This is a genomic window from Streptomyces sp. NPDC001153 (assembly GCF_053598315.1).
Genome location: NZ_JBSFJZ010000006.1, coordinates 93,211 through 107,342 on the forward strand (window position 1 = coordinate 93,211; position 14,132 = coordinate 107,342).

17 protein-coding genes are annotated in these 14,132 nt (G+C 69.6%); 14 read left to right on the forward strand and 3 right to left on the reverse strand.

From position 1 onward, the window contains the following. The first annotated feature begins 42 nt into the window (after positions 1-42). Entirely contained in the window at positions 43-1,059 is a 1,017-nt protein-coding gene (locus tag ACWDEN_RS08700) for a 4-hydroxy-3-methylbut-2-enyl diphosphate reductase (RefSeq protein ID WP_351611891.1), read from the forward strand. A 30-nt stretch (positions 1,060-1,089) separates the two neighbouring features. After that, positions 1,090-1,836: a polyphosphate--glucose phosphotransferase gene (gene ppgK, locus ACWDEN_RS08705; RefSeq protein WP_450858117.1), complete on the forward strand. Its 747-nt coding sequence runs from the start codon at positions 1,090-1,092 to the stop codon at positions 1,834-1,836. A 30-nt stretch (positions 1,837-1,866) separates the two neighbouring features. On the opposite strand, the gene ACWDEN_RS08710 is transcribed toward ppgK, so the two are convergent. After that, positions 1,867-2,445 (reverse strand): DUF6542 domain-containing protein, encoded by a 579-nt coding sequence (locus ACWDEN_RS08710; RefSeq protein WP_450858119.1) that lies wholly within the window; start codon positions 2,443-2,445, stop codon positions 1,867-1,869. Between the two features lie 184 nt (positions 2,446-2,629). Here ACWDEN_RS08710 and ychF point away from each other — a divergent pair, with 184 nt between their 5' ends. Then, complete coding sequence (gene ychF / locus ACWDEN_RS08715; protein WP_351613782.1) at positions 2,630-3,718, forward strand: redox-regulated ATPase YchF; 1,089 nt, start codon at positions 2,630-2,632, stop codon at positions 3,716-3,718. 106 nt (positions 3,719-3,824) lie between these two features. Here ychF and ACWDEN_RS08720 read toward each other — a convergent pair whose 3' ends face one another. Together ACWDEN_RS08720 and ACWDEN_RS08725 are read right to left on the reverse strand one after the other, a co-directional pair. Next, entirely contained in the window at positions 3,825-4,949 is a 1,125-nt protein-coding gene (locus tag ACWDEN_RS08720; protein ID WP_450858122.1) for a tyrosine-type recombinase/integrase, read from the reverse strand. Positions 4,950-4,966: 17 nt separating this feature from the next. Next, positions 4,967-5,464, reverse strand: a complete 498-nt coding sequence (locus tag ACWDEN_RS08725) for a helix-turn-helix domain-containing protein (RefSeq protein ID WP_388764872.1) — start codon at positions 5,462-5,464, stop codon at positions 4,967-4,969. A gap of 122 nt (positions 5,465-5,586) precedes the next feature. On the opposite strand from ACWDEN_RS08725, the gene ACWDEN_RS08730 reads away from it, so the two are divergent. The 11 genes from ACWDEN_RS08730 to ACWDEN_RS08780 all read left to right on the forward strand — a co-directional run bounded on the left by ACWDEN_RS08730 (position 5,587) and on the right by ACWDEN_RS08780 (position 14,125). Continuing rightward, positions 5,587-5,784: a helix-turn-helix transcriptional regulator gene (locus tag ACWDEN_RS08730; protein WP_388764873.1), complete on the forward strand. Its 198-nt coding sequence runs from the start codon at positions 5,587-5,589 to the stop codon at positions 5,782-5,784. A 140-nt stretch (positions 5,785-5,924) separates the two neighbouring features. Then, the gene (locus ACWDEN_RS08735) at positions 5,925-7,226 is read left to right on the forward strand and encodes a DUF3631 domain-containing protein (protein ID WP_388764875.1); all 1,302 of its coding nucleotides are present in this window, start codon (positions 5,925-5,927) and stop codon (positions 7,224-7,226) included. A gap of 363 nt (positions 7,227-7,589) precedes the next feature. Continuing rightward, positions 7,590-8,438, forward strand: a complete 849-nt coding sequence (locus ACWDEN_RS08740) for a DUF2637 domain-containing protein (RefSeq protein ID WP_388764877.1) — start codon at positions 7,590-7,592, stop codon at positions 8,436-8,438. A gap of 400 nt (positions 8,439-8,838) precedes the next feature. Next, on the forward strand, positions 8,839-9,411 hold the full coding sequence (locus tag ACWDEN_RS08745) for a MobC family plasmid mobilization relaxosome protein (protein ID WP_388764879.1): 573 nt from the start codon (positions 8,839-8,841) through the stop codon (positions 9,409-9,411). Next, positions 9,408-11,120 (forward strand): relaxase/mobilization nuclease domain-containing protein, encoded by a 1,713-nt coding sequence (locus tag ACWDEN_RS08750; RefSeq protein WP_450858126.1) that lies wholly within the window; start codon positions 9,408-9,410, stop codon positions 11,118-11,120. The genes ACWDEN_RS08745 and ACWDEN_RS08750 overlap by 4 nt, the downstream gene beginning before the upstream one ends. 162 nt (positions 11,121-11,282) lie before the next feature. After that, positions 11,283-11,549, forward strand: a complete 267-nt coding sequence (locus tag ACWDEN_RS08755; protein ID WP_225099815.1) for a hypothetical protein — start codon at positions 11,283-11,285, stop codon at positions 11,547-11,549. After that, positions 11,518-12,051, forward strand: coding sequence for a DUF6879 family protein (locus ACWDEN_RS08760; protein ID WP_388764885.1), 534 nt, complete (start codon positions 11,518-11,520; stop codon positions 12,049-12,051). The genes ACWDEN_RS08755 and ACWDEN_RS08760 overlap by 32 nt, the downstream gene beginning before the upstream one ends. Positions 12,052-12,066: 15 nt before the next feature. Beyond that, the gene (locus ACWDEN_RS08765; protein WP_388764887.1) at positions 12,067-12,915 is read left to right on the forward strand and encodes a helix-turn-helix domain-containing protein; all 849 of its coding nucleotides are present in this window, start codon (positions 12,067-12,069) and stop codon (positions 12,913-12,915) included. A 171-nt stretch (positions 12,916-13,086) separates the two neighbouring features. Further along, positions 13,087-13,494, forward strand: coding sequence for an ATP-binding protein (locus ACWDEN_RS08770; RefSeq protein WP_388764935.1), 408 nt, complete (start codon positions 13,087-13,089; stop codon positions 13,492-13,494). Beyond that, complete coding sequence (locus ACWDEN_RS08775) at positions 13,488-13,811, forward strand: hypothetical protein (RefSeq protein WP_388764889.1); 324 nt, start codon at positions 13,488-13,490, stop codon at positions 13,809-13,811. Before ACWDEN_RS08770 ends, ACWDEN_RS08775 begins: the two co-directional genes overlap by 7 nt. A gap of 179 nt (positions 13,812-13,990) precedes the next feature. Beyond that, positions 13,991-14,125, forward strand: a complete 135-nt coding sequence (locus tag ACWDEN_RS08780) for a hypothetical protein (RefSeq protein WP_388764891.1) — start codon at positions 13,991-13,993, stop codon at positions 14,123-14,125. Positions 14,126-14,132: the final 7 nt, after the last annotated feature.

The following is a 14,132-nucleotide window of genomic DNA, read 5'->3' on the forward strand; positions in this document are numbered from 1 at the left end:
CACCGGGCAGGCGATCCCGGCGGCGCCGAACGCACCCTTACGATGGGACGCATGACCGCTTCGCCTGGCCGCCGTGTCCTGCTCGCCGCCCCCCGGGGCTACTGCGCCGGTGTGGACCGCGCCGTGATCGCCGTCGAGAAGGCCCTCGAACAGTACGGGGCCCCGATCTACGTCCGGCACGAGATCGTCCACAACAAGTACGTCGTGCAGACCCTGGAGAAGAAGGGCGCCGTCTTCGTCGAGCGGACGGAGGAGGTGCCGCCCGGCAACATCGTCATGTTCTCGGCGCACGGCGTCGCCCCGGTCGTGCACGAGGAGGCCGAGCAGGGCCGCCTCGCCACCATCGACGCCACCTGCCCCCTGGTCACCAAGGTCCACAAGGAAGCCGTCCGCTACGCCAAGGAGGACTACGACATCCTCCTGATCGGTCACGAGGGCCACGAGGAGGTCATCGGCACCTCCGGCGAGGCCCCCGACCACATCCAGCTCGTCGACGGCCCCGGCGACGTCGCCAAGGTCGAGGTCCGGGACCCCTCCAAGGTCGTCTGGCTGTCCCAGACCACCCTCTCCGTGGACGAGACCATGGAGACCGTCGACGCCCTGAAGACGAAGTTCCCGGGCCTGGTCTCCCCGCCCAGCGACGACATCTGCTACGCCACGCAGAACCGCCAGCTCGCCGTGAAGCAGATGGGCGCCGAGGCCGAGCTGGTCATCGTCGTCGGCTCGCGCAACTCCTCCAACTCCAAGCGGCTCGTCGAGGTCGCCAAGCTCGCCGGCGCCCGCGAGGCCTACCTGGTGGACTTCGCCGACGAGATCGAGGAGGCCTGGCTGGAGGGCGTGCAGACCGTCGGCGTCACCTCCGGCGCTTCCGTTCCGGAGGTCCTGGTCGAACAGGTCCTGGAGTGGCTCGCCGAGCGCGGTTACGGCGACGTGGAGATCGTCAAGGCCGCCGAGGAGTCCATCACGTTCTCCCTCCCCAAGGAGCTCCGCCGCGACCTGCGCGAGGAGGCCGCCACCCTGGTCGCCGAGCGCGGCGGCACCGGCACCGCCGAGAAGTGACTGTCAGTCGTCCGTCGTAACGTGGGTGCCATGCAGATCTTCGGCGTGGACATCGGCGGATCCGGGATCAAGGGCGCCCCTGTGGACCTGGACAGGGGCGACCTGACCGAGGAGCGCTGCAAGGTGCTCACCCCGCATCCGGCGACGCCGGACGGCGTCGCCGACGGGGTCAAGCAGGTCATCGACCACTTCGGCTGGACCGGCCCCGTCGGCCTGACCTTCCCCGGAGTGGTCACCGGCGGCGCCACGGTCCGTACGGCGGCGAACGTCGACAGGAGCTGGATCGACACCGACGCGCGCGCGTTGTTCAGCGGCACGCTGGGCGGCCTGCCGGTGACGGTCGTCAACGACGCGGACGCGGCGGGCGTCGCCGAGATGCAGTTCGGCGCCGGCCGGGACCGCGGGGGCACGGTCATCCTGCTCACCTTCGGCACCGGCATCGGCAGCGCCGTCTTCGTGGACGGCGCCCTCGTCCCGAACACGGAACTGGGCCATCTGGAGCTGGGGGGCCACGACGCGGAGCGGCGGGCCTCCAGCAAGGCCAAGGACGACCATGCCCTGAGCTGGGAGCAGTGGGCGCACCGCGTCCAGAAGTACCTGGCGCATGTGGAGATGCTGTTCTCGCCGGAGCTGTTCATCATCGGCGGCGGGGTCAGCCGCAAGGCGGACAAGTTCCTGCACTTCATCGACGGCGTCAAGGCCGAGATCGTGCCCGCGCAGCTGCAGAACAACGCGGGGATCGTGGGAGCGGCGATGAGAGCGGCCCAGGAGAGATGAGCGCGTAACGGGATGGCCGCAGGCGTCGACTCAGACCCGGCGCCGCCGCCGTACCCACAGCACCCGGCGCACCAGCACGATCACTCCGGCGAGGAGCGTCCCTCCGTACAGCCAGCCGGCCTGGGTCGCGAGCCCGGTGAACACCCCCATCAGGCTGCCGAGCAGCCCCCCGCCCCCGTCGGCGACGGGAACCATCCCCACGGCGAACGCGATCGGTACGACCAGGGGGGCGGTCAGTACGTCCCCGTCCCGCACCCACAGCGCGGTCAGCACGCACACCGGCACGAACAGCACGCCGTACACGGGCAGTGGCCCGCCCAGCAGCGCGTCCACGCAACCGAGCAGCAGCATCACGAGGATGCAGAACAGCCCGCTGCCCAGCGCGGTGAGCCGGGGCCCCGGAAGCCGTGGGTCCAGCGGCAGCGGCCGGGCGGCGGCCCCCGCCTCCCGTCCGCCGCGCCCCGGTCGCCGCGCCCCCTGCCCCTGCCCCCGGCCCGGCCCGCGCTCGCCGCCGGGCCCGCGCCGGGACTGCGGTGGAAGGTGCGCGGGCTGCTGCGGCGTGCCGCGTCGCGGTCCGTCGTTCGAGGGTCGCCTTCCGTGTTGCTCCACTGGACCAACTTAGGTCTGTTTATGTGCCGAATAGCCCATCAGACACGCCGGTGGGAAGAGCTTGGTCGGGCGTTCGAAGCTCCCGCTAGCCGCCCGGCGCGGACGCCGTAAACTGGTGGATCGGCCAGTGTCGGTCTCTGGCCCCTGGCAGCCCCTGGCCCACTCATCTACGGGAAGTCGCAACGTGTCGCTCACGATCGGAATCGTCGGCCTGCCCAATGTCGGCAAGTCGACCCTGTTCAACGCCCTGACCAAGAACGACGTGCTGGCGGCCAACTACCCGTTCGCCACGATCGAGCCCAACGTCGGCGTGGTCGGCGTGCCCGACGGCCGCCTGGCCAAACTGGCCTCGATCTTCGGCTCGGAGCGCATCCTTCCGGCCACGGTCGACTTCGTCGACATCGCCGGTATCGTGCGCGGCGCCTCCGAGGGCGAGGGCCTCGGCAACAAGTTCCTCGCGAACATCCGGGAGTCCGACGCGATCTGCCAGGTCATCCGTGCCTTCAAGGACGAGAACGTCGTACATGTCGACGGCAAGGTCTCGCCCAAGGACGACATCGAGACGATCAACACCGAGCTGATCCTCGCCGACCTCCAGACGATCGAGAAGGTCCTGCCCCGTCTCCAGAAGGAGTCGCGGATCAAGAAGGACGTGGCTCCCAAGGTCAAGGCGGTCGAGGAGGCCAAGGAGATCCTGGAGAAGGGCGACACGCTCTTCGCGCACGGCATCGTCCAGGGTTCGGAACGCGCCGAGCTCCTCCACGACCTGCACCTGCTCACCACCAAGCCCTTCCTCTACGTCTTCAACGTCGACGAGGACGAACTGATCGACGAGGACTTCAAGAACGAGCAGCGTGCCCTGGTCGCCCCCGCCGAGGCGATCTTCCTCAATGCCAAGCTGGAGGCGGACCTCGCCGAGCTGGACGAGGAGGAGGCGCTGGAGCTGCTGGAGTCCGTCGGCCAGCACGAGCCCGGCCTCGCCACCCTGGCCCGCGTCGGCTTCAACACCCTCGGCCTGCAGACCTACCTCACGGCCGGCCCCAAGGAGTCCCGCGCCTGGACGATCAAGAAGGGCGCCACGGCCCCCGAGGCGGCCGGCGTGATCCACACCGACTTCCAGAAGGGCTTCATCAAGGCCGAGGTCATCTCCTTCGACGACCTGGTGGCGACCGGCTCGGTGGCCGATGCCCGAGCCAAGGGCAAGGCCCGCATGGAGGGCAAGGACTACGTCATGCAGGACGGGGACGTGGTGGAGTTCCGCTTCAACGTCTGAGCGATCAACAGAAGGCCGTCTGACCTGCGGCGGAGTGGGTTGGGCGGCCTAGCGGTCCGCAGGGAGTCCGCAGTACTGCCAACTCCGGCCAACGCGACCGGCGTCTTTACGCCGCTTCGGCGGTCGGGATGTCACCCTGGTCCGCGTCGTTGCCGGCGCCGTAGGCGCGGTCCACGGCGGCGCGGGTCCGCTCCTCGGAGTCGGGCCAGAGGTGGGTGTAGATGTTCAGCGTCATCGCGGCATTGGTATGACCGAGCTGCTCGGAGACGGTCTTCACCGACTCGCCGTTCTTGATCAGCAGGCTGGCGTAGTGGTGCCGGAGGGCGTGGGGACCGGTGCCCTTCGGTATGCCGGCCTTCTTGCATGCGGGCCGCCACGCACCGTCCATGAAGTGGGTGTAGACGACCGGGCCGCCCTCAGAAGCGGTGAACAGCCAGCCTTCGGGCTCGCTGACGGGAAAGCCCTGTAGGTGCGCCTTGAGAGCCCGGACGGCCATCTTCGGCAGGGGCACGGTGCGATACGACCTTGTGGTTTTCGGTGGTCCGACGTAGACGCCGTGCCTGGCCGTCTGCTGGATCTGCTGCTCCACGGTGACCGCCGCGTGCAGCAGGTCGACGTGCCGGAGCTGAAGGCCGAAGAGCTCGCCAGGGCGGAGGCCGGTAGCGGCGCCCAGCAGGACGAGACCCTGGTAGCGAGGAGGGATCGCCGCTGCCAGCTCGCGGACCTGGTCGACCGACAGCGGCACGACCCGCTTGCGTGGCACCGGTGGCAGCTTCGCGGCCGCGCAGGGGTTTTCGGGGATCATGCGGTCGCGGACCGCCGCACGGAACACCGCGTTGACCGTGTTGAACACGGTTCGCGTGGTGCTGGCCGCGAGGCCGTGGGTCGTCGTCAGCCCGGTCACCCAGCCCTGGACGTCGCCCGGCTTGATCGCTCCCAGCGCCCGCTTCTCCCACGTCGGGTACACGTAGCAACGCAGGTGCTGGGCAACGGCTTTGGCCGTTGAGGGTCGGTGCGGCTGGCGGGCCCGCCATTCCTCCGCGTAGTCCTTGAAGGGCTTCTTGGCCGATCGAGGGTCCACGTACTGGCCGGTGACCACGCTGGCCGTGACTTCGTCGAGCCAGCGCTGGGCGTCGATCTTGCGGTCGAAGTGGCGGGCGTGCTCCTTGCCGTCGAGGTCCCGGTACCGGGCGCGCCACTTGCCGTTGGGGCGCTTCTGAATGTTGGCCAAGTCGATCTCTCCAGTCGTCAGTGGTAACCGCCGCGCTCGACGTACTCGGTGAGCGCGCGGGCGTCGCGCTCCTCGCCCATCAGGCGGAGGAACTGCTCGTGGATGCCCTTGGAGCTGCCGGGACGGCTCTCGATGTAGTCGGAGGTGGCAACGACGGCGCGGTGGAGGCGGTCCTCCACGTCGCGGACCTCGTAGAACGCCTCGACCGCCTCCTGGACGATCCGCCGCCCTTCGAGGTCGACGCCTTGCAGCGGGGGCGACATCAGCTCGTCCAGAGGTAGCTCGAAGACCCGGGAGAAGCCCAGAGCCTCATCGAGCGTGATCTTGCGCCGAGGATTGCCGTTCTCGATACGCCAGACCGCCGTCTGGTTCATCGGGACACCCGCCTTGGTCATGCGGGCCGCCAGCTCAGTGGTACTCCACCCTCTGACCTCCCGCTCCAGAGCGATGCGTGCCGCCGCGTTGCCTTCGCTGTACAGCAAGGGCGCTTCGCCCTCGCCGGTCTCTCTGGCCATCTCGCCTCCATCGCATGCCGTCGCTATCCCAATTGAACCATATCCTATCCCGTTTGACTAAGCAGTGGTCGTACGGTACGACTTATGCATAGCGAAATGCAAGATAGTCGAAAGGGAAAACCGTGGATCGCTACCTCACCACCGCCGAGGTCGCCCAGCGCTACCGAACCGCCGAGAGCACCGTGCGGTACTGGCGGCACACCGGCTACGGCCCGCGAGGCGTGAAGGTTGGGCGCCGCGTCCTGTACCTGGAGACCGAACTCGCCCGTTTCGACCAGGAACTGCGTGAGCAGAGCGACAACTGGGCGCTGGGGGCCTGATGCGACCCGCCCCCGGTAGTGAAAAGGCCCTCGGCGGTGCGAACGCCGAGAGCCGGGTGAACACCCCACAGGCAACCAGCCCGTTCGGACCGGTGGAGCCGGGCCTGCCAGCCCGCGCGCCCCACCACCAGGAGTGCACGTTGAAGACTACTTCCCCGCATGCCGCAGGCGCATCCCTCAACGCTTCATGGCCTCCGGCAGCGATACCCGGCCGGCCCGGCCGGCATCGGTCGATCCAAGAGCGCGCCGACGCATCCACACCCTGTGGAGACGGTGCCGCCGCTGCATCGGACGACCCGGGCGGGCCGGCGGGGCTCGACGCCATGCCGGACACGCCGGCCACTGAGGGCGACGATCTCCTGACTCAGCTGAAGGAACTGATCGCGAGGTTCGTGATCCTGCCTTCCGAGCAGGCCCTGGACGCGGTCACGCTCTGGGTCGCGGCGACCCATCTGCAGCCTGCGTGGCAGCACGCGCCGCGTCTCGCCGTGGTGGGCCCGGCGAAACGGTGCGGCAAGTCCCGCCTGCTGGATGTGCTGACCGAGACGGTCCACAACCCGGTGATAACGGTAAACTCCACCCCGGCAGCGGTCTTCCGCTCGATCGGCGAGGAGCCGCCCACGCTGCTGGTGGATGAGGCGGACACCATCTTCGGCACGCCGAAGATGGCGGAGAAGAACGAGGAGATGCGGGGCCTGCTCAACGCTGGTCACCAACGGGGACGTTACGTGCTGCGGGTGGTGGGCAACGACCACACGCCGCGCAGGTTCCCCACGTTCGCGATGGCGGCCATCGCGGGTATCGGCGATCTGCCGGACACGATCATGGACCGGTCGGTGGTCATCCGCATGCGCCGCCGTGCCGCGGGCGAGCGGGTCTCCCCCTTCCGCTCCAAGCGGGACACCCCGGCTCTGCACGCGATCCGGTCCAGGCTCACCGCCTGGACCAAACCCTTGGTGAACCAGGCCCTGCATCTGGAGCCGGAGATGCCGGTCGAGGACCGGGCCGCCGACACCTGGGAGCCCCTGGTGATCGTCGCCGACCTGGCGGGTGGCCCGTGGCCGCGGCTGGCCCGGCAGGCGTGCGCGCACATGGTCGCCTCCGAGGTCCAGGCCGAGGAGGACAACCCCAGCGGCGCGAGGATCCTCGCCGACATCCGCAGGATCTTCTTCGGCCGGGGCGACGTGGACAGCCTGTGCACCGACGACCTGCTGTACGCCCTCAACAGCGACCCCGAGGCCCCGTGGGGCGAATGGGGCCGAGGCGGCCTGACCGCCCGCGGACTCAGCGCCATGCTGCGCGAGTACGGCATCTCCTCGGCCAACGTGCGCGTCGGCGAGATCCAGCGCAAGGGCTACACCCGCAACAAGTTCGCGGACCCCTGGCGACGGTACTGCCCCACCGTCCACCCGCTGGACGCCGCCGAACGCGCCGCAGGCTGACCCCTCCGCCGTTTGCGTACGTGCCGTCCCTGCCGTAACTGCGCAGCTCAGACGGGCTGTGGCCAAGACGGCAACCGGACGCAAGACGGCCCCCTGCCCGCCTGTCGCCGAGCGCACATCAGCCCTCGGTGGCAGGCGGGGCGTGGGACGGCACCGACATCCGTCTTGTGCCGTCCGTGCCGTCCCAGCCGTAAAACCCCAGGTCACCGGCCATGCCCGCAAGACGGCACACACGGCCAAGACGGCAACGTGCCGTCCCACCACCTCCTGCCGTGACCGCCCTGACCTGCTGTTGGAACGCCCAGGACGGCAAAGACGGATCCCGCGACCACCCCCTGCACCGCCCACGGAGCACGCCCCACCATGCCTACCACCGCACCGCCCTCCGGCATACCGGTCAGCCGCGTCACCGGCTGGGACCGCGCCGCCATCGGCGTCCTCGCCGCCGCCGGATTCGCCCTGTCGTACGACGCGCTGCGACAGACCGCCGACGCCATCCATGTCCGAGGAGCCCTGACCTACCTCTTCCCCCTGGTCGTCGACGGGTTCATCGCTTACGGCGTCCGAGCCCTGCTCATCCTGCGCCGGGCGGCCTTCACCGCCCGCGCCTACGTCTGGGCCCTCTTCCTGGCCGCCACCGCCGCCAGCGTGTGGGCCAACACCCTGCACGCCGTTCGTCTCAACGACCAGGCTCCGACCGGTTCAGGACTCCACCTCGGTGACACGGCAGTCGGAGCCCTGTCGATGATCGCTCCGCTCGCCCTGGCCGGAGCGGTCCACCTCGGCATCCTCGTCGCCCGCCACGCCACCATGCCGGCCCTTGCCGAACCCAGTGGGCCTGTCGAACATGAGGAAGCGGGCGAGCCTGCTCTCCCAACGATCACGGACGAACCCGATCCGGAGCCGGAATCCGCAGATGGCGACGGCGCTGCCACGTCGTCGGCGCAGCGCGCGGATCGCGAGACGGTGGCTCGGCGCAAGCGCACGGGGCGTCCGCCCGGGGCGAGCATGGAGCAGCTCCTGGCGGCCGTCCGACCCGCCGTCGCTGAGCACGGCGTGACCGTCGCCGTGGTCCAGCAGGCCATCCGGGAAGCCGGGCTCCCTATCGGCAGTGCGCGCTTCACCCAGCTGATGAACCTGCTGCGCGCCGAACATGCGGAGTCGGGCGACCCGCAGGACCAAGGAGCGCGCGAGCACCCCACCGTCGAGTGACCGGGCCTCCGCTCCGGATGCCGCCCGCCACTGACCGGACGCCGGTCCAGACCCGGCTTTCCCTTCGCGGAAGTCCGGTTAGCCGTTGCGGACTTCCGCGAATGCGGTCAGCCGCCCCCTCTACGCCCCCACATCCGGCCGGGCCAAACCGCGCCTCGCCCGGACCATTCCACCAGCACTGCGCGGACCGCCCTGCCGCCGTCCGTGCAACCGACCCCGTTCTGGAGACGATGCCGTGAGCAGCATCCGGCGCCCCGAAGCCGACCCCAACGAAGAGCCGGCGAAGCAGTCTGGCTAGAAAGAGCGTTTGCGGCGGGCGCTCAACTTCGGAGCCCCTGGCGGAGCCAGTAGTACCCCGAGTCCGACTCCAGGCCGGTCTTCGGGGGTCTCCGCCCCGGGGGTGGCGGAGACGGCCCAGCGCCAGGGGGCGCCGGACCAGGAGGCCGGGGCCGAGGGCGGCCCCGACCCGGACACACTCCACGCCGTCCAGCGTCAGATCCTGCGCCCCGTACGCGAAGATGCTGCCACCGCTGGCGAGCCCACTGTGAAGAGCGTGCAGCCGACGATCCGTCGCTTTACCGGCGAGAAGCGTGATGCACGCGTCGGTCCCCTGCGGTTCCTCGATGAGGAGCGTGCCCGCCTCCAGGACGTCGCCGCCGAGCACGGTTACAAGGGCGACTCCGGATTCGCCGCCGACGTGGTCATGGCCTTCATCACCGGGCGGTTCACCGCCAACCTGCCGCTGTCCGAGGACCGCCGCCGCACCCACCACTTCCGCGCCCAGGTCCTGCGCCAGCTCAACCGCATCGGCGTCAACATCAACCAGATCGCCCGCGCCCTCAACAGCGACCTCACCCCACCCGACATCCGCCAGCGCCTGACCGAACTCCAGCAGCTGCTGGAGCTGATCGCCGAGGCCCTGCGCCAGCCCGCCGGGCCGGCCGAGCTGGATGAGGAGGAACTGCCCGCGTGATCGCCGCCATCAAACCGGCCGGGTCCAACACCCGCGGCCTGCTCGCCTACCTCTACGGCCCCGGCCGCCACGACGAACACCTCGACCCGCACATCGTGGCCGGATTCGCCATGCTCGGCATGCCCGACCCCGGCCGCGACGAGGACGCCACCCTCACCGAACTCGCCCGCTACCTCGACGAACCCGTCCGGCTGCGCAACAACGAGTTCGGCAAGAAGGTCACCGACCACGTCTGGCATTGCCCCGTCCGCGCCGCTCCCGAGGACCGCTACCTCTCCGACGCCGAGTGGGGCGAGATAGCCCAGCGCATCGTAGAGGCGGTCGGCATCGCCCCCGCCGGTGATGATCTGGCCTGCCGCTGGATCGCCGTACGCCACGCCGACGACCACATCCACATCCTCGCCACCACCGTGCGCGAGGACGGCCGCCGCCCCAAACTCCACGACAGCGGCCTGCGTGTCGGCGACGCCTGCCGCGAGATCGAGAAGGACTACGGGCTGCGCCGGCTGACGAAGGGCGACCGCACCGGCGCCCGCCGCCCCACCCAGGCCGAGATGCACAAAGCCGAACGCCTCGGCTGGGAACAGACCAGCCCCGAGTGGCTCCAGGACCGCATCCGCGCCGCCATCCCCCACGTGACCAACGCCGAGGAATTCATCGCCTACCTGGAAGCCGACGGCATCGAGGTCAAGGCCCGGCGCGGGCCGTCAGGAGACCTCCTCGGCTACGCCGTAGGCCGCCCCGGCGACCTCAACGAGGACGACGAGCAGATCTTCCACCCGGGAGGCAAGATCGCCCCCGACCTCTCCCTGCCCAAGATCAAGGCCCGTCTCGAATCCGGCCAGCCCGAAGAGCACCCCACCGCCCGCCGTAACTGCCCCACCACCCCATGGCACCAGGCCACCGACGCGCTCGACACCCTCCACACCGACCTCGCCGACGACACCCACGCCCAGGCCCACATCGCAGCCCTCGGCGAATTGCTCGAAGCCACCGCCCAGAAGGCACCCGCCAACCTGCGCGCCGAACTCCAGGCCGCATCCAAGGCGTTCGCCCGAGCCCAGCGCTCTCGGATCCGCGCAGAAGACCGAGCCGCCCACGCCCTGCGCAGTGCGGCACGCGACATTGCCCACACCGCCACCGGCCCCGACGGCAGCGCGCTCGCCGCCCTGCTCGCCGCCCTCGTCTGGGCCACCATCGTCGCTGAGCGCTGGCACGAAGCGAAGAACCACGCCCACCAGGCCGACGCCGCCCGCCAGACCATCCAGCACCTGCAGACAACCGCGGACCGCGCCTTCGCCGCGACGCTCGCCGAACTCGCAGCCCGCCCGCCCAGGGATCAAGCCCGCCGCGTTTTCGCGAATGACCTGCGAACAGCCGTCCCCGATCACGCCGAGAGGATCCTCGCCGACCCGGCCTGGCCCGCGCTCGCCACCGTCCTCGCCGACGCTGAAGCCCGAGGCCACCAACCCCACCAACTCCTCAAGGAGGCCGCCGCCCAACGCGAACTGACCACAGCCTGCCAACCCGCCCGTGTACTGATCACCCGCATCCAGCACACCGGCCGCAACCCGGCCCCTAACCGCCGCGCCGAAGCCGCCCGCCGACGCTCGGCCATCGCAGCCTCGACGCCCACCCAGCAGAACAGGAGTCCCCAGCTCTCGGTGGCGGGGACCCCCACCGAACAGCAGCACCGAAAGCACCGGTAGGCGCCGTGTGGTTTCGCCGTGCGCCCCGCAGCTTCTGTGACTGAGAGTTGGTGCGTTCAAGCCAACGTCACACCGAACCGACCCTGTGCCCTTGACGACGCTTGCCCACTTCGGAAGCGTCGCACGCAAGAACGCGCAACCGACTTGATCTGGGAGGGCATCGTGGACCTACAGTTCATCGGGATCGACCCCAACACCGGGGGCGAGGGGTCGCCGACGGTGTGGGTGGAAGAGGAGACGGCTGACCTGGTCCTCCAGGGCGTCAAGGCTGAGGAAGCGCTGGAGGCACTGGTCAGCGGTACGGAGTGGGTCGCCGGTCACGCGGTGGGGATCCCCGCCCACGAGACGGTGATCCGCATTCCGGCCCGCATGGTGCCGATTCTGAGGGAGGCGTGCGATGTCGCAGAGCGGCGTGCCGAGCTTCGCTGAGCTGCTTGCCGGTACCCACCGTAGCGCGGTGCATCTGGAGATGCGCGACGCGTACGGCGTCGGTGACGAGGCTGAGGAGTTCGAGGAGTTCAAGCGCACCGGCCACGTCGATCTCGATCCGACGTCGCGGTGGTGGCCGGGCTGGCTGGGCATGGTGCGGGAGGCCGTCGGCCGGGGCGTGGTGATGCGCCGGGCCAGGATCGTCTCCGAGCCCGTGACGGACTACATCCGCTGGGAGCACGCCGCCACCCCGCTGAACGTCGAGGCGGGTGAACTGGTGCGCTGGCTGCCCCGCCGGCGGGCCGTGGACATCGCCCTGCCGGGAGCCGACTTCTGGCTGTTCGACGACCGCTTGGTGCAGTTCAACATCTTCACCGGAGACGGCGATTGGGCGGATCCGCCCAAGGAATTCAGCGAGGACCCCACTGTGGTCAAGCTGTGCTCCGACGCGTTCGAGGCCGTGTGGGAGCGCGCCGTCGACCACGAGAAGTACACCGTCTGACCGCCGCTCCGCCCCATGCCCGCTTCTCCTTCGTCCAGCGCTCAGGCTGCCCGTGAAGCGCTCGCCGTGCGCCTGACCCACCTTCGCAAGGACGCCGGCCTCACCGGGAAGGAACTCTCCGCCCGGTGCGGCTGGCACCCCGCGAAAACCACCCGCATCCAGAAGGCCGAGGTACAGCCCACCGACGTGGACATCCGCGCCTGGTGCGCTGCCTGTGGCGCCGCCGACCAGGCCGACGACCTGATCGCCACGGCCCGCGCCGTCGACTCGATGTACGTGGAGTGGCGCAGAAGCCATCGGATGGGCATGCGCAAGACCCAGGAGCACTTCTACGACCTCTACGCGCAGACCGGCGTCACACGCGCATACGTCTCCAACGTCGTGCCCGGCTTCTTCCAGACCCCCGCATATGCCACGGCCCTGATGGAGGCCATAACCGACTTCCAGGGGACCCCCAACGACGTCTCGGAGGCCGTCGCGGCCCGCGTCGCCCGAAGCCGTTTCCTGTACGAGGGCGGACACCGGTTCATCGTGCTCATGGAGGAGTGCGTCCTGCGCTACCGCGTGGGCGACGCCGAGACGATGGCCGGACAGCTGAGGCATCTGCTGGCCGTAATGCCGCTCCCTTCCGTCTCCCTGGGCGTCATCCCCTTTACCGTGCAGAGGACCATGTGGCCGCTGGAGGCGTTCTACCTCCATGACGGCACACGCAGCGTCGTGGAAACCCTCACGGCCGAGGTCAACGTGGTGCAACCGCGCGAACTTGCCGACTACCGCAAGGCGTTCGGGGAGCTGACGAAGATGGCTGTCCACGGCAACGCCGCCCGCGCTCTGATCAACACGGCGATCGACTCCCTCGGATGACATTGCGCAATTCCCCGCAATTCCGTTGAGGCAAAACTCCGGCTCTACGTACGGTCGTTGACGTCGCCGGGCAGGCCAGGCTCCCCTCGGCGGCAGTGGAGGAGAGTCCCGCTCGCACCCCCGTTGCGAGCGGGACGTTCCCAGCCCCGAGGAGACGACCCCGTGAGCGTCATGACGAGACCCACCACAGTCGGACCGGCCGGTTACAGCGAAACCCTCCCCTGCGAGCCCGAGACGGCCCGCCGTGCCCGGCGGCTCGTCTCGGCCACGCTGAACACCTGGGGCATAGGCGAGATGGCCGATGCGGGCACACTGATCGTCTCCGAGCTGGTGGCCAACGCAGTCCGCCACACCCCGTGCCGTCTGATTCGGGTGTCCGTCCGACGCGTCACGAACGATCTCGTACGGATCGGCGTCACCGACAAATCCCACGCCCTGCCGAAAATGGGTCCGGCCGCCGGCGGCGATGAAACCGGGCGTGGCCTCGTACTGATCGACGCGCTGTCACACCGCTGGGGCTATGACCGAAAGCGTTGGGGCAAAACCGTCTGGGCGGAGCTGGCAGTCCCGCCATGCTGACCTTGCGACTGCTGCCAGAAGACGAGCTGGCGGGCGTCGCCGATCCGGAGCGATGCGTGGAGCTGGCTGTACCCCGCCGCACGCAGGGCAGGATCACCGTCCGCACCCTGCGCCTGACACCCGCCGACCTCGTGCGGCTGCGCACGGAAACCGATCTGGCGCTGGCAGATATCCGTACCGAAGTCATGCGCGCCGAGGCCGCGTGGCACGAACGACTCGCGCACTGGCACGCCGACGGGCGAGCCGCCGTCGAGGCCACCCGGCCGGACACGGCGCTGCTCTCGCTCGTCCTGGAGGGCCTGCGGGCCTCCCTGTAGTACCCACAGACCCCGCCCGGTGTACCGAAGGACAGCCCCGGGCGGTACGGCGTCCTCTCGTCTCCCCCCAGGTGGGCGGGCGCCGCTCCAGACCGCTGACTGCAACCGGCACAGCGGATCTACCCAAAACCTCTCGCTCTGACTGAGCGGGAGGAAGCCGAGAGAAACAGGAGTGCACGATGCCCGAGAACGTCGTCATGGAGCCCGCCGAGCACGGGCTGATCGTCTCCCGGAAGTCCATCGCTGCCGCCCGCTCCCGTGCGGAGCAGCCGTCCGACGGCGGCTCGACCGGCGTCTCCGACACCAACGACTGAGCGGAGC